This is a genomic window from Alicyclobacillus pomorum DSM 14955 (genome assembly GCF_000472905.1).
GTDB lineage: Bacteria > Bacillota > Bacilli > Alicyclobacillales > Alicyclobacillaceae > Alicyclobacillus_A > Alicyclobacillus_A pomorum.
The window spans coordinates 229,050-252,154 of record NZ_AXAR01000002.1 but is presented as its reverse complement, the minus strand read 5'-3'; the positions used below and the strand labels follow the sequence as shown (position 1 = coordinate 252,154).

Sequence of the window (23,105 nt, the reverse complement as noted above, 5' to 3'; positions counted from 1 at the left end):
GTGTTGGAATTCAGTGTGCTTGCCAGCGGAAGCTCTGGCAATGCGGTGTACATAAAGACAGACCAGACGTCCTTGTTGCTGGATGTGGGTATTAGCGGCAGACAGGTTCAACAGCGGTTACAAGCCGCGGCCAATGCCAAACTAGAAGACATAGACGCCATTCTCGTCACGCATGAACACATAGACCACGTACGGGGACTCAAACAGGCGGTGAAGGTTTCAGACGCGAAAATCTATACCACACAGGGCACGTGGCACCACGTGTATCGACAGGTCGAGGAACACTGTAGTCCCGACCGCGTCACATGGGTTGTTGCGGATCAACCGTTCACTGTAGGCGATATCAAGGTGACGCCGTTCAGCGTGTCGCACGATGCGGAAGAACCGGTAGCGTATCGCTTTGATGCGGGGGACGACAGCCTCGCGGTAGTGACAGACTTAGGTTACGTCAGTGACCACATCAAGCAAGTGATTCAGGATTGTGCTGCATACGTGTGGGAGGCAAATCACGATGTGGACATGCTGCGTGCGGGCCGGTATCCGTGGAGCGTGAAACGCCGCATTCTCGGCGATAAAGGGCACTTGTCCAACTACGATTGTGCTGTAGCTTTAGCAGATATTCTTGGAGATCGGCTGGTGGAAGTGTACCTCGCTCACTTGAGCGAAGAAAACAACCAGCCTGATTTGGCGGAACTTACAGTGCAATCCGTCCTTCGCGAAATCAAATCGAGCTATGGAGAGCAGGTTCGGTTGCATCGCACGGCTCGACATACTGCGACCACGTTGCGCGCCTTATGAGGGCGCATTCTCGTTGAGAAAGGTTCAAGTACGCAACGCATAGATGTGAGCCGAGGGGGTAGACTGTACTTTGCCGCTGTCGAGTTCGGACAGGAAACATGTGTCGACTGTGATGGGGTCATGCTCGGTGGCAAACCCTCTTACCGACGTGTTGAGGCCTTGTTTCCAGGGATTTTATAATAGAAAACGGAAAAGATGGCACACGCTCATCGGTACGCGAAAGGAAGGGTGAGGAAACGTGGGATTTTACGGCAAAGGTGATGACAGGCCGGATTGGAAAAAAGGCAACGCCGTGAAGTGGGTTGCAGTTGTCGTGGTTTCTGCTTTGGTAGGATCCGCTGCCACGTTCGCAACCATTCCCATGCTCGCAAACCACGGAGTGATTCCTGCTTCCATTCAAGCTTCTACAGATGACACCGGAGGGCTATCTCAGACCTTGCCGACCTCTGTGAACGTGAATGTATCGGACGGCATCACGGAAGCTGTGAAGCAGGTTGAACCCGCTGTGATGGGCGTGGTGAACTATTCCCAGGTGTCGGACTTTTTTTCACAGAACAATAAACTGCAGGCCACCGGCGTTGGAACGGGGGTTCTGTTCTACAAGAAGGATAAATACGGATATGCTGTCACCAACAATCACGTGGTGGACGGCGCAGCCAAAGTGGAAGTCGTGCTCGGGTCTGGGAAGCACGTTCAGGCTCAGGTTGTTGGAACCGACCCATACACCGACCTGGCCGTCCTGCAGGTCCCTGTCACCGCGGTAAAGAACATTCAGCCTGCGCGTTTTGCAAATTCCGATAACATCGAAGTTGGAGAACCCGCCATCGCTATCGGTACGCCGATGGGCCTGGACTTCGCGGATTCTGTGACAGCCGGGATTGTCAGCGCGAAAAAGCGGATTATGCCTGTGGAAGAGCCGCAGACGCAGCAGACCCTTGATTATCAGGCGGTCATTCAGACGGATGCAGCCATTAACCCGGGAAATAGTGGCGGTCCACTGATCAATATTCACGGTGAAGTGATAGGTATCAACAGTAGTAAAATTGTGGCTCAAAACTTCGAGGGCATGGGATTTGCCATTCCCGCCAACGAAGCCAGAAGTATCGCGGAGCAAATTCTCCAAACCGGCCACGCGGTGCATCCGGCGCTCGGCATATCGGGATATTCGTTAAACGCTGTACCCGAGCAGTACTGGCCCGACGTTCCGGTAGACTACGGCATTTGGGTCCGCGCTGCAGACTCAAGTGACGCGAAGGCGGCGGGTATCAAATCTCAAGATGTAATTGTCAGCATTGACGGCCACACTGTGAAGAGCATGGCAGATCTGCGGACGTACTTGTTTCAGAAGCAGCCGGGTCAGACGGTTACACTTCGACTGTATCGCGGCAGCCAACAGCTGAACGTAAAAGTGAAATTGGGCGAGATGAAGTCGGTGAATACCGCGGATACTCCGTCCAACGATGGTAGCAGCTCCGACAGTCCATTTTCGGTGCCCAACTTCTTCGGGTATTGAGAGTATGCAAGTCGTGGTTATCGCTGTTGGGAAAGTCAAGGAACGGTATTGGCGCGAGGCGCTGGCTGAATACGCCAAGCGCCTTTCCGGTTATGTGAAGTTGGAACTCGTGGAGGTCGCGGACGAACCGACGCCGGACCATCCATCGGATGTGGAGCGTGAGCAGGTATTGGCGCGTGAAGCCGATAGGATGGAGAAGTGGCTTCGGGACCGCGACGCGATTGTGGCACTGGACATCCGAGGCAAGGCGTGCACTTCGGAAGCGTGGAGCAAACAGTTTGCACAGCTAGAAAGCGGAGGATATGGGCGCATTGTGTTTTTGATTGGCGGCTCCTTGGGGTTGGCGGACAGGCTTTTGAAGCGAGCGGTGTTTCGATGGAGCTTCGGCCCCATCACGTTGCCGCATCAACTGGCGCGAGTGCTACTGCTGGAACAGATTTACCGGGGAATCAAAATTGCGCGGGGCGAACCGTACCATAAGTAGCCGAAACAGCCGTGGGTGCCCCGCTTGCAGGCGTAAATTGCACAGGGAGTTCATTCAGTGCTGCCAACGCTTCGGTCAACCAGAGCACGGGATGGCCTGTGGCCCCAGGTTGTAGCATAGGGATTGCGCTTACATTTGGCTCTTGTCGATTCATGGTGGCTACCCGATGTTCAGAATCCTTCGCAGGGGTAGAAATGACTGGCTTGAGAGCATCTATATTTGAACGGCGTATTTTGTGATGTGTTCACGTTGGGCGTTCCGCATCCAATCATCAGTATGAGGAATATGGAAAACAGTGTGATGATACCTCTTTTTGCTGTTTGGAAACTCATGGCAACACCCTCTGATGATGAGAACCAGAATCTCTTGATGTTTCGCATGCTTGACCAGGCTCACTTGTTTCTGAGACAGTGTACCACCAGTAGGGAGTCACATGTTGGCGAAACGTGAGCGATGTGGCAGGAGTTGTGTGGTAGAGTTGAATTGAGTCTAGGTTGGATGCAGATTGGGGTTTATGAGGTTCGGTATTTGTCATGCGTGACATGTTTGAGCGATTTGCAAAGCGCTCTCGTCGCGTCGAGTCATGCTGTTGCGTATCGCTGACCTATAACGGCAATTCGGTTCAATGGAGGAGATGGAATTGGGATTCGCATTCGTCGGAGCCGTGTTGGCTTTTGCGTCGGTAGCACTGGGTGCGTTTGGTGCGCATGCGTTGAAAGGGAAGATATCGGAGACGATGTTAGAGGTGTTCCATACAGGGGCACAGTATGAAATGTACCATTCGTTGGCGTTGGTAGCGGTGGGAATCATGCTGCGGTTGGGAATCGGTAATTCCATGGTGCAGGTCGCTGGTTGGTTGTTCGTGGTGGGCATCCTCCTGTTCTCTGGCAGTCTATATGTGTTGAGTATAACCGGGAGACGAGGATTTGGTGCCATTACGCCCCTAGGCGGGCTCTGCTTCCTTGGAGGATGGGCACTGTTTGCCATTGGAGTGGCTTTAGCGATGTGAGGCTGCGCTGTAGGCGTACCATGTTGTAGCAAAGGTCCATGCCAGTGTTGCAAGAGGACGGAGGCGTCATCATTCTGCGGTGGCGGGCATACGTTATTAAGTGTCGTACCGCAGCGCTGGTAAAGGAGGAGGGCCATGGGACAAGACGGAGTCTTTCGCGCAGGCCAACGTGTTCGTATCCGGGCTAGTGCAGACAGTGAGTTTGCCGGACATGATGGCGTCATCATGCACGTCGCGGGAAGCATCTGCGACGTAAGAATCCGCTACAAGCCGCCCGGTTCCAAGGTGCGAAGTACATATATCGGCGCGTTTCAAAAGAGTGACTTGGAAAGCCTGAGACGGTCTGTGGACCTCGCGATGTTTGAATCACGACCGACCACCTCCGTCTTGAGACATACGTCCATCCAGGTGTCTCTCGTAGCCATTGTCCTTATCTTGCTACTGGTTCTCGTATTACACCATTAGTTCATCCTTGGCATCAAATAAATCGATTCATTGATATCCATCATGCACAGCCCCCTCGAGGATTCCATCCTTGTTTTGGGGCTTTTTATGTTACACCCCCATAGTGGGATGTGTCTATTGAAAGCTTAAAGCTTAAACTGTAAAAGTTAAACCTTAAAGGTTAAAGTTTAAGCTTTAAAGTGTAAAGTTTGAAAGGTAAATCGTGAAGTTTAAAGCTGTGAGCGCCGTCATCAGGGGCATCATGTGGATGATTTGACATCGCCTTCCCGTATCAACTTTGAAGTGTAAACTCTAAAATTTACGGTTTAAACTTTAAAGGTGACACTTTAACATTCAAACCTTAACGTTTACCTTTTAAAAGGTAAACTTTCACGCTTACCCTCAGAAACAAAATAAGCAGGTAGAACTCTTTGTATGTCGAACATTTATATCGAATACGAATTTCGTTTGATGAGAGGAGAACCAACTTGGCCAAGAACGAAACTTTCGTGACGAGTATCGCACTGTCCATGGACAACGGAAGCAGCCATATCAAAGGTATCTACGACGACTTGAACAACACATTCATTTTCCCGAACGTGGTATCGCAACCGGTTGGCGAACGCTTCCTCCTAACCGACAAGGGAGATCCACTGGATTTCCTAGACGTACAAGTCACATCGCCAGCGATTGAGAGCGAGCAATATCGCCATGTCTACGTAGGGAACTTGGCGATTGGCGACGAAGGCGTCGTCCATGAAATTGTCGGAGACAAAGCCGCGCAGAAAAAGGCGCAACGGCCGGAGACCATGGTCACACTGCTGACCGGAGCGGCATACGCCGTGGCCAAGAAGCACGAGGAAAACATCAAACGGGGTGTGAAGCGGATTAAGGCCACGGTTCACCTGGCGATTGGATTGCCCATTAGTGAAATTGCCAAATTCCGCACTGAATTTGCAGCGAAGATTACGAGCGGCGTCCACTCGGTTACCTTCGTTACGACCCCGTTGTTTAAAGGCGTGACTGTGGAATTGGAATTCACACTTCCCATTGACATTGCGATTGACGATGTGTCCGGCGTCTACGACATCGAGGCAACCTCGAAATCGCCGCTTTCACACAAGGGGTTTGGCATTGCGGACGTCGGTGGCGTCGACATGGATATTGCCTTCTTCCGGCCCGGCCTTGAGCTCGACCAACGGCATTCAACGGGGACAAAAATTCACCTCAACGACGCGTTGGAGAACATTCGCAACGAAGTGAACGCACAGGGCGAGGAACTGATTGCGAGTACCGCGGAACTCACGCAAATGCTTGTGAATAAGGAATACGAAATTTACGCGGAAGGCAAAGTTGTGTTTGATATGACCAATCTCGTGAACAGGCACATGCGCATCCTGGCAGAAAAGGTGCTGAAGTCTGCTCGCAACGCTTGGAAGCACGTGCGCTACGCGAACGAGTTTTGGTTTATCGGCGGTGGATCCATTGTGTTGCAACCCTGGATTGAAAAACTCAACGCGGAACTTGGGTTGCCCATTCGTTTCGATTCCGCTGAATACAGTCAATTCCGCAATGCACGCGGGACCTTTCTATTGTTAGATCACGCACTCAAACACACAGGTGAGGTGGCAGTCACTGCCCGGAAGGAAACTAAGGCAGAGGGAGAGAGCGATGCCCATTGAAAAAGCGTCGTTCCACCGTCTACGTGCGGCCGGGAAAGGACGTCACACTGTACGTTCCAGCGGAAACACCGCCTGAGGTCATCGCTTATTTAAACCACCTCAAAGAAGAAGGGACCTTCAGCCAAGGTGTAATGGAAATCTTGACGAGGTACGTTCAACAACAGGGATCCGTTCACGTATCGAACGATATGGATACCCGAGTGAATGAGGACCTATCTGCAATGTCCGACCTTGCCACCTCACCCGAATGGCCGGCGCCAGGCGACGAGATGTCCATGGAGCCGAATTCAGACGTTGAACCACCGCGGACGGAAGACCTTCGAATGGAACCGCCAGTGGCCAAGGAGAGTTCAGATCCGGCGCCGCGAAGTAAACTCGATTTGGCGCAAATCTTTCTGCAGGCGCAACGTAATTCCGGACGACTGCTCGAGTCCCGGGAAAACCACTAAAGTGACAAACCATCTTGGGCCACCCGCACGGGTGGCCCAATTGTTTCCAGTGGACACAACGGACGTAAATCTAGTAACCTTGACGAAAAGTATAAGTCGAAGACTGTATACCATAAATGCATATTGAATGAACCAAAGAAGCGCCGAACCGTCAGCGGGCGGGGGAGATTTTCTTTTGGGGTGAAGGACTTCATGTCTAGGGCAACCTTTCTGCCCGAACCCGTCAACTAACCTCGTAGGCGAAAGAAAGGAGATATTTTATGTACTACCTTCGTCATGGCGTTGTCCTACTGATGGGCGCGATATGCCTACTCGGTCTACCATTCACTACGCAAGCACGAACAGCCAACGTCTTCCATCAAGTTCACACGTCTCAGCCTCAAATAGATTCACAACAGCGCATCAAGAATGACAGCGTTCATCGAACGCACATCACCGGTCCGAAAGCTCCCTCTATCAAACTCAGTACGTACACGGTGCAGCCGTCCGATACGCTGTGGGAGATAGCGCACGTCAGCGGGCTGTCCATATCGGCTCTGCAACAGATCAACAGCATGCAAAACACCACCATCTACGCTGGTGAACGCTTGCAGGTACCGCAAAAATGGCAAGTGTATGCCAAAACGCGTACCTCTACACAACCAAATGCTACCCGGTCGGCTGGTGACGCAAGCCCCTCACGTGACATTGCGAACACCACAGCATCCATTCCGGGAGTTCCGTCAAATCTCATCCCGCTGTACAAAGCAGCAGGCAATCGATACGGAATTCCGTGGACGGTTCTGGCCGCCATTCATAAGACGGAGACGGATTTTGCGGTATCCAATTGTCCAGTGAGCAGCGAAGGTGCGATGGGGCCGATGCAGTTCCTTCCATCCACTTTTGCAGCGTACGGCGTAGCGGCACCAGGACACCATGGTCGGCCGGACATTCACGATGTCAGCGACGCCGTTTACACGGCAGCGCACATGCTCGCGATGGACGGTTTCTCCAGCAATCCGGCCGGTGCAATCTATGCCTACAACCATTCTACTGCGTACGTGAAGCGAATTATGGCGCTGGCACGTCTGTAGAGCCATCAAGGAGGAGAATGCAGTATGAGTAATCAGCAACCAGCTGCGACAGAAGGTCCACGTAATTTCATGCTCTCAACCGAGATCTTTGAACACCCGAATTTGGATATCTATGCGCAGATGGTGTGTATCGTTCTACGCGCCTACTCCGCTGAATCCAACTTGCCCACGCTAAAGGATCTTGCTCGGCAGGGTCGGATGAATCCGAAGCAGGCGACCAGGGCTTTGCAAAGCTTGGTTGAGTTAAAAATCCTCCCACACAAGTTGTTTCGCCAGATTGTTGGAGATTTCTCAGACGACCGCCTCTCGTGGGCAGCAAAGGGTGTCCTTGCTTACTGTAAAGACCATCCGCAAGTCGGCCTGAAAGAACTGCTGGAACTGTCCAGCCAATCCGGTGATGATGAACACAGCATCCGCAAAGCGCTGCGCGAGCTGAAGCGCTACGGATATTTAGAGGAGTTTACAGAACTTCGCCAATACGCGAACTGAATCACGGTCTCTTCCTCTGTGGATTTCAATTGCAAAACGCCACTGGGTCGCACGTCGGCCGAGTGGCGTTTTGCGTGTTGGTGGATTCCTTTTCGGGTATCGAGCTGATGAGACATGTCATATTGGTAGAGCGGACGTTGAGCGAATCCTGAGCGCAGTTGTCCATTGCCCGGGGAATGTGACCCAATGCGTGTTTGATACCATTCCGCAGTACGGGAATCATCCAAGAAGGGGTAGCAACAACGGTGCAGCGAGTACGGTGAACGCGGCAGCGACAATCATGGATAAGCTGGAAAACGTACCTTCCAATTGACCGAACTCAAACGCCCGGGATGTACCGATTGCATGAGCCCCCATGCCCATCAACATGCCTTTGGCCACTGCGGACTGAATTCGAAACCAGCGAATGGATAGTGGACCTAGGATTAACCCTATTAACCCCGTTACAATCACAAATACGGCGGTCAACACCGGACTGCCTCCAATCTGCTGGGAGATTTGGATTGCAATCGGCGTGGTGACGGACCTGGGCGCAAGGCTATTTGTCACCATGTGACTCAAGTCCAGCGCGCGTCCAAACACAACCGATGTCACAATACCCATCACAGAGCCCAGACATAGACCTGTGACGATTTCGAGCGCGTGTTTCTTGAGCAGGTGGAAGTGTTTATAGAGTGGAATGGCAAAGGCCACCGTAGCTGGGCCCAGCATGAATGTGAGTACGTGTGTACCGCTCACATAGGTGGAGTACGGGATCCGTGTCAAGGACACGAATATCACGAGTACGACCAGGCTCACCACCATCGGATTCAGCACCGTCCAACGCCAGCGTGTGTAGATGCTCCGGCAGATCCAGTACACGACGATGGTCACCAACAAACTAATCAGTGAGAGCACGCTGCTTCTCTCCTTTACGTTTCCACTGAGTAAACTTTTCCGCAAACAGTCCGGTGGTAATCATCACAGCGGCCGTGCTCATGCCAATGACGAGCACGAGTTGCAAGCCTTCCGTTTTCACAAGTGACCCGTATTGGATAATGCCGAGCGCGGACGGTACAAAGAACAACAACATGTTGGAGATCAGCCAGTTTCCGCCGACCTCAACCCATTGTAGTTTGACCATCCGCAGTTGCAACAAAGCGAACAGGAGAATCAACCCGACGATACTTCCGGGAATCGGCAAGTGTGTCAGCCCAGAGACCCAGTTGCCGAACATAGATAATGCAGTCAGCAAGCTGATTTGCAACGCCACTCTGACGATTTTCACGACACATCATCTCCTGATCAAAAGCCTACGCGGAATCCATTCATCTGTCCAATCGAAGTCATTCATTCGTCATGTGACCTTCGAATGGTGTGGAAATACATCGCCACGGGAAGTTGTGTCACTGGACTGAGAAATTCGACATAGCATACGTTGTATGTTACACTTTATAAAACCTATTCATTTCCACACAAGGCAATCTAGGGACGGGCCGAATTTTGGGTGGAGACACTCAAAAACGGGGGAACCATTATCTGGGGTGAATTGCTTTCTCACGCCAGTGAGCAGAGCATAGGCGTTGATTGCGCCAAACCCGTCAGCTAACCTCGTAGGCGAATACTGTGGGATTGCTGGAGATCCTCATCGATGATTCAACGTACACCAGCTGCACGAACTTCTATCGCAACGTGGTTTTCCATGGCGTATTCACGTGCGTGATGTAAACCTGCTTTGTTGCACCCACCTTATTGATATCCGTCCTTGGTTATCCCTGCCTTGTAGGGTAGTACCACATGGCCAACGACCATGTAGAAGAAAAAGGGGGATACCATGGAGTCCTGTGCTGTGCAATTTCAGAACGTTTCCAAGACGTATGGGCGTCACCGGGTCGTGACGGATCTCACTCTTGCCATACCCGCCGGTCGGCTGGTCACCGTCATTGGACCGTCTGGGTGTGGAAAAACGACGACGCTGAAAATGATCAATCGCTTGATTGAACCGTCATCCGGGATCATTTACGTCGAAGGGCAGGACGTCCGCAAGCGCAATCCGGTCGAACTGAGGCGCAGCATTGGCTACGTCATTCAACAGATTGGACTTTTTCCGCACATGACCATTGAGGAGAACATTTCACTGGTGGCAAGGTTGAACCACCAGGACAAAGGGAAGACACAGCGGCGCGCAGAGGAGTTGTTGGACCTTATCGGACTAGACCCTGCAAAATTTCGCCACCGATACCCGCGGGAGCTCAGTGGCGGTCAACAGCAACGTGTCGGCGTGGCCCGGGCGTTGGCTGCGGATCCGTCGATTGTCCTGATGGATGAGCCCTTTAGCGCGCTGGATCCCATCAACCGGGAGAGCCTCCAGGATGAATTGATTCGACTGCAGGCCACGTTGCAGAAAACCATTATCTTCGTAACCCATGACATGGATGAGGCCATCAAGATTTCCGACCAAATCGTGATTATGAAGGACGGCGAGATGGTACAAGCGGATTCGCCGGATCAGATTCTGCGTCATCCCAAGAACGATTTTGTTCGCGAATTCGTCGGCGAGAAACGCTTTCAGCAAGCTGCTTGGGCCGCTGTGGCCAGCGATGCCATGACGAATGCAGTCACGGTTTCGGCAAATCGCGGATTGGCGGAAGCGGTGCGGCTCATGGGTCGGTATCGGGTGAATGGACTCATCGTGACAGATGCCCACCACCGCTATCTCGGCGCCATCGGCACTGTAGAAATTTGCAAGCACTACGGAAATGAGCACAAGACGGTGGCCGATGTGATGAACCGTTCCATTCCGGTTGTTTCTGCGGACACTCCAATGAAGACTGTTCTTGACCTGATGGAAACGGACGGCAGAGGATACATCCCTGTACTCGACCGCGAAGAGCGGTTGTTAGGTGTCATTACGCGCGCGAGTTTGATCCGCCTCGTCGCAGAAACGTACAAAGGGGGAGTGGACGTTGAGTACGCTGATGCAGGCCTTGTCTCAGAACTGGGATGATTTGATCCAAGGCCTTGCCCAACACATGTTTCTGTCCTTGGTTGCCCTGTTGCTGGGGTGCGTGATTTCGGTTCCACTCGGCATCTACTTGACGCGGCACGAACGCCTGGCAACGCCTGTCATCACTGTTGTATCGGTCATTCAGACGATTCCCAGCCTCGCGTTGCTCGGATTTATGATTCCGCTGCTCGGCATTGGCACATTGCCTGCATTGATTGCCCTGACTTTGTACGCGTTGCTTCCGATTGTCCGCAACACGTACACCGGCATCAAAGAGGTGGATCCTGCTTTGATTGAATCTGGTACAGGCATGGGCATGACCAAGCGCCAGATCTTGTGGATGGTTGAGCTGCCGATGGCGCGCGGCATCATCATTGCCGGCGTGCGAACCTCGGCGGTGACCACCATTGGCGTCGCGACACTGGCCACGTTTATTGGTGCTGGCGGGTTGGGGGACATCATCATGCGGGGCATTGACATGATTGACACGCCGACCATCCTCGTAGGCGCTATCCCGGCGGCACTGTTGGCGATTGTCTTTGACGTGCTGCTGATGTGGCTAGACCGTCGGTTGACACCTCGTGGACTGCGCGTGGACGCGAAAGCGTCGCAGAGCAACAAAGCCGACATCGACGCTCGTAGGCTGGACGAGGTGCAGACTCGGGTAAATCGCGGTGCCTAAGGCATGAAATTGGGGTGAACCTTGATTTGAATATAGCGAGCAAGTTCAAGCAAATGTGGTCAAAGCGAGTCACCCGTGGTGCGATGGCTGTCGCCATGGCGCTCGGGCTGACAGTGTGTGTCAGTGCGTGTGGAATTATCGAAGACCGATCCGATACGATTGTCGTGGGCGGCAAAAACTTTACCGAACAGGACATCATGGCAAACATGATGAGGGACCTGATTGAACATGATACGAAGCTGCACGTGAAAATGAAGTCGTGGCTGGATAGCAACGTGGTCTGGAACGCCATGCAGAGCGGCAACATTGATGTGTATGTGGAGTATACCGGCACGGGACTCGCCAACATTCTCAAAGAGAAGCCGATGACGGATCCACAAAAGGTGTACGACACAGTCAAGCAGCAGTTTGAGCAGAAGTATCACATCACGTGGCTCCAGCCGATAGGATTTAACAACACCTATGCGATGGCGATGCGTGCTGACCAGGCGAAGCAACTGGGGATCACCAGCATTTCACAACTCGCAGAGAAGTCCAATCAATTGACGTTGGGGACGGAGCAGGACTTCATCACACGCGCCGACGGCTTGCCAGCCATGGAGAAACTGTACGGAACGAATTTCAAATCGGTCAAGTCAATGGAGATTGGTCTGAAGTACCAGGCACTCAACAACAAGAAGGTTGACGTCATTGACGCCTTTTCGACCGACGGAAACATTCCTGCCAACCACCTGGTGTTGCTTCAGGACGATAAACACCTGTTCCCACCGTATTACGCGGTGCCCATCATCCGGGACAGCGTTCTGAAGGCACACCCAGAACTTCGGTCGGTGCTCAACAAACTGGCAGGGAAGATTACGGACACGGAAATGCAGAAGCTGAACGAAGAGGTGGACCTGCAGCACAAGAAGCCTGCGGATGTGGCGCAACAGTGGCTCCAGGNAAATGGGCTACTCTAGGGAACGACGAGAGGAAAGTGTACAAGCACAAAAGGACGTGAAACCGGATTGGGACTTCCGCCGACGAGGTGGAGGTCCCTTTCTGCTTCCTTGGAACTTGTCGACTCCAGGTCGGGAGCAGCGGGAGGCGGTTTTGTGTGTAGGGCGTGACTTTGCGACAATAGATGGGAAAATCGACGACTGCAAAACGCTCAGATTTGGAGGGAGTTTTCATAGTGTCTTACATTCAAAGGGGGCAACCCGGTTATGTTCGAGCCACGCTGGCGCTGTTTGCCGGTGCGTTCATCACCTTTGCCATCCTCTATACCACCCAACCCATCATGCCGGAATTGTCCCGGCAGTTTCACATCAGTCCTGCGATGTCCAGTCTATCCCTGTCGTTTGCTACCGCAGCCCTTGCGGTTTCTATGTTGTGGGTATCGGGCGTTTCAGATCAGTGGGGGCGCAAGCGCCTCATGGCTGTCTCGCTCTTTTCTTCTGCGGCCCTCTCCATCCTCGTTGCCGTGGCACCGAACTACCCTACGTTGCTTGCACTGCGGGCCGTGCAGGGCGTTGTGCTCGCGGGGTTTCCGTCTATCGCCATGGCGTACGTCAACGAGGAATTTCACCCCAGCTCTGCCGGTATGGCGATGGGGTTGTACGTGAGTGGCACGTCCATCGGCGGCATGGCAGGTCGGATCATTACGGGGATGGTGACCGACCTATCTTCCTGGAGGATTGCCGTTTTTGTCATTGGTATCATGAGTATGGTGCTGGCCACTTGGTTTTGGTTTAACCTTCCGCGCCCAGCACACTTCTCCCCACAAAAGATGGGTCTTCAGGCACTCGTTTCCCGGCTCAGCCATGCTGCTCGAGACCGGATACTCCTCGGGATTTACACACTTGGCTTCTTGCTCATGGGCAGCTTCGTCACCATGTACAACTACATCAGCTACCTGTTGATGAGTCCACCGTACCACCTCAGTCAGACTTTGGTCGGATTTATCTTTGTGGTCTACCTCACGGGGACGTTCAGCTCAACGTGGATGGGACGGGCAGCGGACTCCATCGGCAAGTCGAAGGCCTTACGAATTTCGGTAACGATTTCCATAGTGGGTTGTCTGGTTACGCTGTTCCCATCATTACTTCTCAAAATTGTCGGGTTGGCTCTATTCACGTTTGGTTTTTTTGGTGGGCACGCCATCGCCAGTGGATGGGTGGGGCAACTTGCACCGTCTTATCGAGCGCAGGCGTCCTCGCTGTATCTGCTGTTCTACTATGCAGGCTCCAGCATCGTCGGTTCGGCTGGCGGGCTATTTTGGAGTGCCTACGGATGGCTCGGTGTTGTCACCATCATCACAGCATTGCTCATTGTTGCCTATGGGATGGACTGGGTGGTGACAAGAGCCATTCGAAAACGCGATGCGGGTCCATCCGCCTAAGGGCGAAGCCCTGTTTATGTACTTCCTGCGCGTCGCGTCAGCCTAAGATGGATGGTATTCAAATATTTGTGGACGTTCCCACGCTGGCCGTGCTCATATAGGGCAGATTGCAATATGATGTTCTATCCAGACTACGGAGGAAGCGAAATGATTTGGGGTGGAAACACACACGGGAATCTGATTCCGCAAACAATCCTACGCAGCCTGGATATCCTCACTGCCGTGTTGCTTTTGACCGGCCAGCTGAAAATCACATCAGTTTTTTTGTCGTCTGAGTCCTTTGGACTATCCCTGGCAGGTCCCATCACGGGATACGCTGCAGAAGGGAAGACCCCAAGTGCGGAATTGGCCTTAGACGCACTGGATGTCATCACGGCTCTATTGCTCATTACGGACCAAATCAACGTGGTGGGTCCGTTTATCGGGTCTAGAACGATTTCCATTGTCGTCAGCGGACCGCCGTTTGGATATGCAAAATTAGCAGGCTACTTACCGAAAACGCAGGAGTTCTTTACCGATTATCGAGTACGGCTGATGAGCAAGTTCAATCAGCCTGGAACGCGGGGGTGATGTTGTGAAGCTTGATTCAATTCCCAAAATCAAGCCGTCACCGGGTGCGATTTTTGCGGCTGCAGCCTTGCTGTCTACCTTTGTGTTCTTTTTCACGCGACCCACAGATGGCAAGCAAATATGAAAGACCGCTGAGAACGGGGCACGGACGCGTTGTGTCTGACATGTAGCGCGTACGGGACAACGCCACGCATGATAGAATGCGGGGATGTCAATTTTCCACAAAGTCGGATTGATACAGTGTCTCCGCAAGTGCAATGCCGGCGGCGCCTATCGCCACACTGTCCGAGTTTGCTAGAAGGATTGGCGTCTCTCTCACCGGTTGTACGGATTTCAGATCCATAGATGATTTGAGTTGGGGCAACAGGTATTTGTATGCGTGGGACAAGTGGCCACCGAAAAACACAGCGTCAGGATTGAGCGTGTTGGCAATATTGGCCATCCCAATGCCGAGAAAGCGCCCCAACGTCACCAGGGCCTGGACACACCCATGATTGCCTTTGTTGGCGGCCCGAACGACTTTCTCTACGAAGTCCTCTTCTACGTCCTGAAAGTCTGTGACACCGTTTTCAGCAAGATAGCAAAGAAGGCTTTCTTCGGCCGCGTAGCGCTCCCAACAGCCGTAGTTTCCACACGTACAACGAACACCCATGGCGACGATGGTGGTATGTCCGTACTCGCCAGCCACGCCACGGCTACCACGATAGAGTTGGCCTCCAATGACAATGCCGGCCCCGATACCAATTCCCGCCGAGATGTACACAAGATTTTTGGTGGTCGGATTCATCCGATACGCTGCCCAGGCGCCACAGTTCGCATCGTTATCGACAAACACAGGTACGCGGAACCGTTCCATCAACGCGCTGCGGATGTCCCAATCCACAACGCCCATGTTTGGCAGCATGTACACGTGACCGTTGTGGAAGTTGACCATCCCCGGCAAGGCGATGCCAATCCCCAGCACGCCGTGCGGACTAGGGGGTGCTGCCGCCATCGCATTGGCTGCTTGCGCCGTGATGAGAGCCAAAAGATGTTCTTGTACATCTGTTCCACCCATGTCCATCGGAACGGTGTGTGCCCAACGCACGGTTCCGTTGGCATTGCACAGGGTCGTTGTGACGTGTGTGATTTGAACATCCAAACCTACAGTAAACGCCGCGTCTGCGTTAAATTCCAAAAGGATAGGCTTTCTACCACCTTTTGAATGGCCGTATCCGACTTCGACAACAAATTGCTCGTCCATCAGTTCATCGACAAGGGAGGACACGGTCGCCTTATTTAACCCCGTTGTCTCAGCAATTTCGATGCGGGAAATGGGGCTCCGCGCACGTACGCAATGAAGGACTGTGGCTTTATTCAATTGTCTCATCGTGGATGCATCGATGCGCTGTGCCACCTTGTGTCTCCTCCTCATGGAAGGTTTTCAATATATCAGTATTGCAAGACTTCGGAGAATAGTTTAGTATACAAACCAAGACGGGCAGAAAACCTCGCTAGACTCTTACATAGTATACTGAATCCGCTTACAAATAAACAGCTTGGTTGAATAGATAAACGAACTGGATTCAGTGACGTTGATTGCTGCGAGCGTTGAGGCGAGGTTGGACTGCCAGCGTGTATCCGTAACCCATCGAAGTAAGCGGATACACCGGATCAGACTTTACTATCGTCGATAAGGGGGGCAACCACACGTGAAACTGGGCAAAGCCTTGAAATGGGGCTCTACGGTGGCTGTTGCGGTCGCAATGACCACAGCGTGCGGAACGTCAAACAACACAGAGAATACAAGCAACGCCGCTGCGAACAGTGGTTCCGCAGCAAAGAAGGTTGAAATTTTCTCTTGGTGGACAGGAGCCGGTGAAGCGGACGGGCTTCAAGCGCTGATCAAGTTATTTCAAAAGCAGAATCCGGATTATCAGGTGCAAAACTCCGCTGTCGCTGGTGGTGCAGGGACGAATGCGAAGCAAGTTCTCGCGACCCGTATGAAGGCGAACAATCCGCCTGACACGTTCCAGGTGCACGGTGGCGCCGAGCTCATGTCCTGGGTGGACGCAGGGAAGATGGAGCCACTGAACGACTTGTACCAACAGGAAGGTTGGAACGACAAATTCCCGAAGCAGCTGATTGACATGGTCAGCAAGGACGGGAACATCTACGGTGTCCCGGTGGATATTCACCGCGGCAACGTCCTCTGGTACAACAAGAAGATCTTTGACCAATATCACTTGACGCCGCCGAAGACGTTTGACGACTTCTTCAAGGATGCAGATGTTCTGAAGTCGCACGGCGTCACACCGCTGGCACTCGGTGACAAAGACACGTGGGAAGCCACCATGCTGTGGGAGGACGTATTGCTCGGTACCATCGGTGCAGACAAGTACGACCAACTGTGGCAAGGTAAGCTCTCTTTTGACGATCCCGGTGTAAAACAATCCCTGGAGACCTTCAAGAAGATGCTGTCCTACACCAACTCTGACCACGCTTCGTTGGTCTGGCAAGACGCGTCACAGCTCGTGGCGAACGGCAAGGCTGCGATGAACGTGATGGGCGACTGGGCGAAGGGCTACTACACGACTGACCTGCACCTGAAGCCCAACGTGGATTTTGGATGGGTAACCACACCTGGTACGGACAGCGATTTCATGGTGATCACGGATACCTTTGGCCTGCCGAAAGGCGCGCCGCACCGAGATGGAACACTGGCGTTCCTGAAGGTGCTCGGGTCTGAGCCTGGACAAGACGCGTTCAACCCGCTCAAAGGTTCCATTCCAGCTCGTTTGGACGCGGACACCAGTAAATACGATGTCTACAGTCAATCGGCGATTCAGGACTTTAAGAAAGATACGCTGACCCCGAGTTTGGCACACGGGTCTGCTGCAAATCCTGGATTCCTCGATGCGGTCAACCAAGCGATGCAAGTCTTCGTCAGCAGCGGAGACGTGGACGGTTTCATTGCTCAGCTGAAGTCTGCCGCACAGCAGAACCCACTCGGGCAGTAATGCGTTCAACGATGCACGTGCGCTGAGGCGAAACTGGATTCGAAAGACGTACGCAGGGGTCAGGCGGGTGAACATCGCTGCCTGACCTTCTGTGTGAACGACTCCGTTGAAAGGGGGACTCCTTGTGGCACAGAATGTCCAAACTTCGACTGGATCGCCTCTAACCGGGTTGCCTCCGGCCTTGGCAAAGCGCAAGCGTCCCTGGACGTGGGAAAGAGCGTACCCGATTTTGACCATTCTCCCGTCTTTCATTGCAATTGCGGTGTTTGTCTACGGGTTTATCGCTTGGACGGGTTGGATCTCCTTGACCCATTGGAACAGCCTCGTCCCCAATATGTCCTTTGCCGGCTTGAAAAACTATGCCATGCTGTTCGGCGAATATCGCTTCCAAGCCGACCTTCGCAACTTACTATTCTTTACAATCCTGTTTATCTTCCTTTGTCTGGTGATAGGACTGTTATTGGCCATTCTGGTGGACCGCAAGATCCGAGCGGAGGGACTGTTTCGAAACATCTTCATTTTTCCAATGGCGCTTTCTTTCATTGTCACAGGCGTCGTGTGGCAGTGGCTGCTCAGCCCTCGTTCCGGAATCAACTTAATTCTTAAGGCATTTGGTTGGAATCCCAGCCAGTTACCGGGGTGGTATACGTCGACGAAGATTATCCCCAGCATTCATTGGGGGCAAATTCAATTTGGGATTCCTGTTGCTTTGATTGCGGTGGTGATTGCGGCTGTCTGGCAAATGTCCGGCTTCGCAATGGCCCTTTACCTTGCGGGGTTACGCGCCATTCCTGAGGAAATACACGAGGCGGCTCGCGTGGACGGTGCCAGTGAGTGGAAGGCATTTTGGAAAGTGACGTTCCCTCAGTTGCGTCCAATGACAGCGACAACCATCATCATTCTTGCGCATATTTCCATGAAAATATTTGACCTGATCTACGCGATGACCGGGCCGGGCGCTGCGTTCGTGACAGATATGCCAAGCTTGAACATGTTCAACACGACGTTCCAAGGGAACCACTACGCAGAAGGCGCAGCCATCGCCATCTTCATGTTGATTGCGCTGGCCATCGTGATTGTGCCGTATCTCATCAGCAGTTTGCGCAAGGAGGGAGATTAATGGCTTTGCGAACAATCAATCGAACTATTCTCTACCTCCTTCTCATAGTGTTTGCGCTCGCGTACTTGGTACCCGTTTACGTCGTGATTGTGACCAGCTTAAAAGGAAATGCTGAGATTGATCTCGCCCACATGTGGTGGTTGCCGAAACACCTGGATTTCTCCAGTTACGCTGAGGCGTTCAACAAGTTGGCACCCAACTTGGGGAACAGTTTCTACCTTGCGATTCCCGGAACCATCATCTCTGCACTGCTCGGGTCTTTGAACGGCTATGCCTTATCGAAATGGAAATTTCGCGGGGCCAATGTCATCTTTCCGCTGATTCTGTTCGGTATGTTCATTCCGTACCAGAGCGTCTTGATTCCAGTGATTCAATTCATGACTGACATCGGCCTGTACAACACCATTCCGGGGCTGATTCTCATTCACGTGATTTACGGACTGCCGATTTGTACGCTGATTTTCCGCAATTTCTACGCCGGCATCCCGACAGACCTAATAGAGGCGGCGACGATTGACGGCACGGGATACTGGGGGATCTACCGCCGCATCATCCTTCCGCTGTCCATCTCAGGCTTTGTCGTGGTTGGGATCTGGCAGTTCACATCGATATGGAACGAATTTCTATTTGCTGTATCCATGACACAACCGCCCAATCAACCGGTTATGGTGGCTTTGCAGAACTTGTCGGGCAGCCAAATTGTGCAGTGGAACGTACAGATGGCCGGTGCATTTATCGCTGCACTACCGACTTTGCTCGTATACGTGTTGTTGAGTCGCTACTTCGTTCGCGGTTTGTTGGCAGGTTCCGTCAAGGGCTAACCCACATTTGTGACCTTATCGGGAATACGTAGCAGGGTCTCCATCCAGTGCAGATGGAGACCTTTTTGACTGTCGCGACTTGCAAAATCAGCATGAATAGCACGTCCCAAACATACAAAATAAGCAGACTGGTATGGGACGGGGAGGAAGATTGGATGCCGGCAAGTATTCGCAAAGACATTCAGGTGGCAGTAGATGAATATGTCCGTTTGTACGAGCAGCAAAAAGCGTTGAAAGAGGAACTTGACGCCCTGCGTGGCGTGATTGAACCGTACATGAAGGAGCAGGGACTCCCGAACATCACGGCAACGGACGGGCGTGCCAGGTTGGAAATCACTGAACAGCAACGCCCCGTGATGAACGCGCGCTATACCACCTATGACATTCAGGACATTGCACCGCTTCTATCGGCGAGTGTGCGCAAAAAGTGCGTTGTCGAAGTGGTGGACAAAGAGAAGTTGGAGGCGCTTCATAAACTCGGCGAGGTTCCTGCAGATGTGCTTGCGCGCAAGGTGACAAAGTCGACGTCCAGTTTCACCGTACGTTCCATGGCACACCACTGACAGAAAACGCGACCCCCTGGCGCCTCTGTCGGGGGGCCTGTACAACGACCGATTCAATAGATGAGTAACTGTTTCAAAGTCCAGAGAGCCCAGTAGTCATTTCCGGACAGTGTATGCATTGCCGTGTCCAGTGTCCTGGGAGTGGATCGTGCAACTGTAGATAGATATCGCGCGGTCAAGTTAGACGGATCCGCCTGGATGGCCTTTTGAAAGTCCGCTATCGCGAGGTTGTCGTTCTTTGTGCTATGTGCATGAACGGCAGCTTTCACCCACTGTTGTGCTTGCTGTTGCGTATTGGGTTTCGCGGGTGGTTTTGCCTGCGATTTCGGTGTTGGCGTCGCTGTGTTAGATGGCCGAATGACCGACCTGGGCAGGTGTTGTCGGATGGGTTGTAATTACGGAGTTCCACGGCGGAGTTTGCGGCTGTTCGGCCACAGTATCACTTCTGAGTATGGCCGGTAACGCCATGTAGGCTGGGCCAGACAAAGTGAACGCGGGGGCCGGTGTACGAAACGCAACTTGCGCTAGGCTGTACACAGCCATCACGCCCACGATGAATGGCCATGTACGGAATGAGTGACTTCCACCGAATTCTATCTGTCACCTCTACCGGGATGTCAGCCACGGGAGGCTCAATTGTCACCTCAGGCACCGGAATGGGTAAACGAGGGGCGTTGAAATCAGTGAGCCACAACGTAGTCCCGTCTGTGATGTTGTGACTCATCAGTGTTTCATGCCTTCCAAACGGAGGTTGACCTTCTATGCCCAAGACCCACACAGGTTTGTGGTCTCCAGGATGATTTTCCTCCTGTGTCGCGCACATCGGCAATAATAGCGGTATCAGCTCACCCACAGGGATATCCGTGGGTAACTGCAGGTCTATTGCCCGTGTCGGTCCTTGAACAGTCAATAGAACAGATGACGACTGATGCTGTTGAAAACGTGCCCGTTGCAAAGCCATAGTCAGATACCCCCGTGATGTGAACGGAATCCGTGCCGTTGTACAGACCATCTCCATCTATCATAACAGCACAAATTGCCACAAGCGTAGACAAACACCCAGACGACACCTCGACTTGTACGCGAAGTAGAATCTCCTATTCCTCTTGTACCTTTATAACTTCTTTCAACGCGTAGGTTGAGGTTCTCTGTTTTGGATGTTTGAGACGCGTCAATAAATACCGTAGTGATGGTGGGGAAAAAGACAGACCGCCTTGCCACGATAGAAACACAGGCCAACAGAAAAGTCAAATTTATCTTAGAATATTACCTAGGCGGCAAGCATACGACCCTTCGTGGATCCGCCGAATGAACGCAAGACACGGAAGGCATAAATACACCAAAAGAAGTGCACGAAGTAGCGAGGTGAAGACCTTTGCAAATACGGAACGGATACTATGCACGCTACAAAGGTAGAGACTACAAGACAAAAGACGTCTACAAGGGAGAGAACATATCTATCTACTCGGAAGACATTTCCGACCTTAAGCTGGGATTTGAAGAATATCAGACGGGGAAATACCGGAAGGTCTTGAGAAAAAGTGAGCTCGAAACCGTGTACAAAGTAACGACGTATGCGCGCTACCGAGGCCATCGCTTCGTCCTGATGTCTGCTCATAGCGATGAGGTCACTTTGACTCAAGTTGGATGGCAGGACCCACCCATTTTGGTCGTTGTCCACTTGGGGTTTAACGAAGTCGAGAGGGCAGTCTTTGAGAAGACAGTGCCCATCGCTGCATTGGACAAAATATGGGTCGACATCCAACCTGTCGACGGCTTCCCAGCCCCAGTGGAAAGTATTATCAACCAAGGGAGATTCGAATGAAACAGCGGATTCTTGTCATAGAAGACGAGGAAAACATTAGAGATGTCTGTAGGCGATATATGGAACGCGAGGGGTACATAGTCGTTACGGCGACCGACGGACAAGAGGGATGGGAATTCTTTCAACTTCACGAGCCAGACCTGGTGGTTGTAGACATCATGATGCCGAAAAAGGATGGCTATCAACTGTGCCAGGACATTTGCCAACAATCGGATACGCCTATCATTCTACTGACTGCTCGGGGGGGAGGAGCGTGATAGAGTCATGGGGTTAACTCTCGGTGCCGATGATTACATCACGAAGCCTTTTTCTCCGCGGGAATTGATTTGCGTATACACAACATTTTTCGTCGCATCATGCAAGGAAACACGAATTACACCACCAAGGATGAACCTGAGACGATCCGGCGATGCGGCGGGTAGCCATCTCAGGCCAGGTTGTCGATTTAACGGTCAAGGAATTCGATGTGTTACATGTCATGGCCCGGCGACCTGGGCAGGTATTCTCCAAAGGGAAATTGCTGGAGCTCGTTTGGGGATTCCATCATGAAGTGGATACTAGCGCCGTAACGGTTTTGATTCGCAGACTCCGCGAAAAAATTGAAAAGAACCCCTCACAACCGAATTGGATTCACACCGTGTGGGGGATCGGATACAGGTTTGAACCGAACGGAGATCAAATGCAATGAGACTCAGGACACAACTACTGCTTATTAATCTTGCGAGCCTTGCATTATTGATGGGAGCGGTTGTTTATGGCTATAGCAAAATGTTGCTGAATTTGGACCAGGCCAGACTGTTCTCTTTCATCGTCGTTGGCGCAGGAATCCTCTCTTCGGTGGCCTATTGGTTCATGTCGATTCCCATTACGAACTCTGTGAAACGCTTAATTCGCTTTGCGGAACAGGTCGGTGATGGGCGGTTTGAGGAAGTTCACATCAAGAATTCGGGTCCATATGAAGTTCGCCAGCTCACCGAATCCGTGCAAGAAATGAAAGAAAAAATACACGACAGTTTACAAAAACTAGAGTCGATGGAGAAAACGCGCCGTGAACTGATTGCGAACGTGTCTCACGACTTACGCACTCCCATTGCTTCGATTCAATCCTTTGTCGAGGCATTGGATGACGGAATCATTGACGATGATGAAACGTCACATCTATACCTCACAACCATACATCGAGAAGTACGGAGACTGAGTTCGCTCATCGATGATTTA

The 23,105-nt window shown here is 52.3% G+C and carries 23 protein-coding genes, 2 pseudogenes and 2 riboswitches; of the genes and pseudogenes, 21 read left to right on the top strand and 4 right to left on the bottom strand.

Annotated features, from left to right (window positions below; all coding sequences use genetic code 11):
- The 9 genes from YWK_RS0103435 to YWK_RS0103390 all read left to right on the top strand — a co-directional run bounded on the left by YWK_RS0103435 (position 1) and on the right by YWK_RS0103390 (position 7,941).
- The gene (locus YWK_RS0103435; RefSeq protein WP_245578498.1) at positions 1-798 is read left to right on the top strand and encodes an MBL fold metallo-hydrolase; all 798 of its coding nucleotides are present in this window, start codon (positions 1-3) and stop codon (positions 796-798) included.
- A 238-nt stretch (positions 799-1,036) separates the two neighbouring features.
- Positions 1,037-2,311: a S1C family serine protease gene (locus tag YWK_RS18120; RefSeq protein ID WP_051375036.1), complete on the top strand. Its 1,275-nt coding sequence runs from the start codon at positions 1,037-1,039 to the stop codon at positions 2,309-2,311.
- Positions 2,312-2,315: 4 nt separating this feature from the next.
- Positions 2,316-2,795, top strand: a complete 480-nt coding sequence (gene rlmH / locus YWK_RS0103425) for a 23S rRNA (pseudouridine(1915)-N(3))-methyltransferase RlmH (protein WP_026963697.1) — start codon at positions 2,316-2,318, stop codon at positions 2,793-2,795.
- Positions 2,796-3,429: 634 nt separating this feature from the next.
- Entirely contained in the window at positions 3,430-3,804 is a 375-nt protein-coding gene (locus YWK_RS0103415) for a DUF423 domain-containing protein (protein WP_026963695.1), read from the top strand.
- 135 nt (positions 3,805-3,939) lie between these two features.
- A complete protein-coding gene (locus tag YWK_RS0103410) occupies positions 3,940-4,269 on the top strand; it encodes a hypothetical protein (RefSeq protein ID WP_026963694.1) in 330 nt (109 codons plus the stop codon).
- A gap of 467 nt (positions 4,270-4,736) precedes the next feature.
- Positions 4,737-5,930 (top strand): ParM/StbA family protein, encoded by a 1,194-nt coding sequence (locus YWK_RS0103405; RefSeq protein ID WP_026963693.1) that lies wholly within the window; start codon positions 4,737-4,739, stop codon positions 5,928-5,930.
- Entirely contained in the window at positions 5,927-6,379 is a 453-nt protein-coding gene (locus tag YWK_RS0103400; protein ID WP_026963692.1) for a hypothetical protein, read from the top strand. The genes YWK_RS0103405 and YWK_RS0103400 overlap by 4 nt, the downstream gene beginning before the upstream one ends.
- A 131-nt stretch (positions 6,380-6,510) precedes the next feature.
- Positions 6,511-6,636: riboswitch (cyclic di-AMP (ydaO/yuaA leader) on the top strand.
- Between the two features lie 3 nt (positions 6,637-6,639).
- Positions 6,640-7,452 carry a lytic murein transglycosylase gene (locus YWK_RS18115; RefSeq protein WP_051375034.1) on the top strand — a complete coding sequence of 271 codons (813 nt, stop codon included), beginning with the start codon at positions 6,640-6,642 and terminating at the stop codon, positions 7,450-7,452.
- Positions 7,453-7,476: 24 nt separating this feature from the next.
- The gene (locus YWK_RS0103390; RefSeq protein ID WP_026963691.1) at positions 7,477-7,941 is read left to right on the top strand and encodes a hypothetical protein; all 465 of its coding nucleotides are present in this window, start codon (positions 7,477-7,479) and stop codon (positions 7,939-7,941) included.
- 219 nt (positions 7,942-8,160) lie between these two features.
- On the opposite strand, the gene YWK_RS0103385 is transcribed toward YWK_RS0103390, so the two are convergent.
- Together YWK_RS0103385 and YWK_RS0103380 are read right to left on the bottom strand one after the other, a co-directional pair.
- Positions 8,161-8,838 carry an LrgB family protein gene (locus tag YWK_RS0103385; RefSeq protein ID WP_026963690.1) on the bottom strand — a complete coding sequence of 226 codons (678 nt, stop codon included), beginning with the start codon at positions 8,836-8,838 and terminating at the stop codon, positions 8,161-8,163.
- Complete coding sequence (locus YWK_RS0103380; protein ID WP_026963689.1) at positions 8,822-9,208, bottom strand: CidA/LrgA family protein; 387 nt, start codon at positions 9,206-9,208, stop codon at positions 8,822-8,824. Before YWK_RS0103380 ends, YWK_RS0103385 begins: the two co-directional genes overlap by 17 nt.
- A 196-nt stretch (positions 9,209-9,404) precedes the next feature.
- Positions 9,405-9,555: riboswitch (cyclic di-AMP (ydaO/yuaA leader) on the top strand.
- 199 nt (positions 9,556-9,754) lie between these two features.
- Here YWK_RS0103380 and YWK_RS0103375 point away from each other — a divergent pair.
- From YWK_RS0103375 to YWK_RS0103355, 5 genes are all read left to right on the top strand, one after another.
- Complete coding sequence (locus tag YWK_RS0103375) at positions 9,755-10,927, top strand: ABC transporter ATP-binding protein (RefSeq protein ID WP_026963688.1); 1,173 nt, start codon at positions 9,755-9,757, stop codon at positions 10,925-10,927.
- Positions 10,899-11,609, top strand: coding sequence for an ABC transporter permease (locus tag YWK_RS18110; protein ID WP_084453456.1), 711 nt, complete (start codon positions 10,899-10,901; stop codon positions 11,607-11,609). The genes YWK_RS0103375 and YWK_RS18110 overlap by 29 nt, the downstream gene beginning before the upstream one ends.
- Before the next feature lie 53 nt (positions 11,610-11,662).
- A complete protein-coding gene (locus YWK_RS0103365) occupies positions 11,663-12,568 on the top strand; it encodes an ABC transporter substrate-binding protein (RefSeq protein WP_425387171.1) in 906 nt (301 codons plus the stop codon).
- A 215-nt stretch (positions 12,569-12,783) separates the two neighbouring features.
- The gene (locus YWK_RS0103360) at positions 12,784-13,989 is read left to right on the top strand and encodes an MFS transporter (RefSeq protein WP_026963686.1); all 1,206 of its coding nucleotides are present in this window, start codon (positions 12,784-12,786) and stop codon (positions 13,987-13,989) included.
- Between the two features lie 147 nt (positions 13,990-14,136).
- A complete protein-coding gene (locus YWK_RS0103355; protein WP_035465856.1) occupies positions 14,137-14,559 on the top strand; it encodes a hypothetical protein in 423 nt (140 codons plus the stop codon).
- A 211-nt stretch (positions 14,560-14,770) separates the two neighbouring features.
- Here the strand turns inward: YWK_RS0103355 and YWK_RS0103345 are convergent, their stop codons facing one another.
- Positions 14,771-15,955, bottom strand: a complete 1,185-nt coding sequence (locus YWK_RS0103345; protein WP_051375032.1) for an ROK family transcriptional regulator — start codon at positions 15,953-15,955, stop codon at positions 14,771-14,773.
- 349 nt (positions 15,956-16,304) lie between these two features.
- Between YWK_RS0103345 and YWK_RS0103340 the strand changes: the two genes are divergently transcribed.
- The 4 genes from YWK_RS0103340 to YWK_RS0103325 all read left to right on the top strand — a co-directional run bounded on the left by YWK_RS0103340 (position 16,305) and on the right by YWK_RS0103325 (position 20,062).
- Complete coding sequence (locus YWK_RS0103340) at positions 16,305-17,558, top strand: ABC transporter substrate-binding protein (protein WP_051375065.1); 1,254 nt, start codon at positions 16,305-16,307, stop codon at positions 17,556-17,558.
- Positions 17,559-17,682: 124 nt separating this feature from the next.
- Complete coding sequence (locus YWK_RS0103335) at positions 17,683-18,678, top strand: carbohydrate ABC transporter permease (RefSeq protein WP_035465855.1); 996 nt, start codon at positions 17,683-17,685, stop codon at positions 18,676-18,678.
- On the top strand, positions 18,678-19,499 hold the full coding sequence (locus YWK_RS0103330) for a carbohydrate ABC transporter permease (protein WP_026963681.1): 822 nt from the start codon (positions 18,678-18,680) through the stop codon (positions 19,497-19,499). Before YWK_RS0103335 ends, YWK_RS0103330 begins: the two co-directional genes overlap by 1 nt.
- Before the next feature lie 155 nt (positions 19,500-19,654).
- Positions 19,655-20,062, top strand: a complete 408-nt coding sequence (locus YWK_RS0103325; RefSeq protein WP_026963680.1) for a DUF7376 domain-containing protein — start codon at positions 19,655-19,657, stop codon at positions 20,060-20,062.
- 439 nt (positions 20,063-20,501) lie between these two features.
- Here the strand turns inward: YWK_RS0103325 and YWK_RS22815 are convergent, their stop codons facing one another.
- Positions 20,502-21,023 carry an EsaB/YukD family protein gene (locus YWK_RS22815; protein WP_026963679.1) on the bottom strand — a complete coding sequence of 174 codons (522 nt, stop codon included), beginning with the start codon at positions 21,021-21,023 and terminating at the stop codon, positions 20,502-20,504.
- A gap of 414 nt (positions 21,024-21,437) precedes the next feature.
- Here YWK_RS22815 and YWK_RS0103315 point away from each other — a divergent pair, with 414 nt between their 5' ends.
- From YWK_RS0103315 to YWK_RS22810, 3 genes and pseudogenes are all read left to right on the top strand, one after another.
- On the top strand, positions 21,438-21,887 hold the full coding sequence (locus YWK_RS0103315) for a hypothetical protein (protein WP_026963678.1): 450 nt from the start codon (positions 21,438-21,440) through the stop codon (positions 21,885-21,887).
- A pseudogene (locus tag YWK_RS18105) lies at positions 21,884-22,575 on the top strand (response regulator transcription factor). Before YWK_RS0103315 ends, YWK_RS18105 begins: the two are co-directional and overlap by 4 nt.
- Positions 22,572-23,069 (top strand): annotated as a pseudogene (locus YWK_RS22810) (histidine kinase dimerization/phospho-acceptor domain-containing protein); the annotation flags it as partial. The pseudogenes YWK_RS18105 and YWK_RS22810, both read left to right, overlap by 4 nt.
- Between the last annotated feature and the right edge of the window lie 36 nt (positions 23,070-23,105).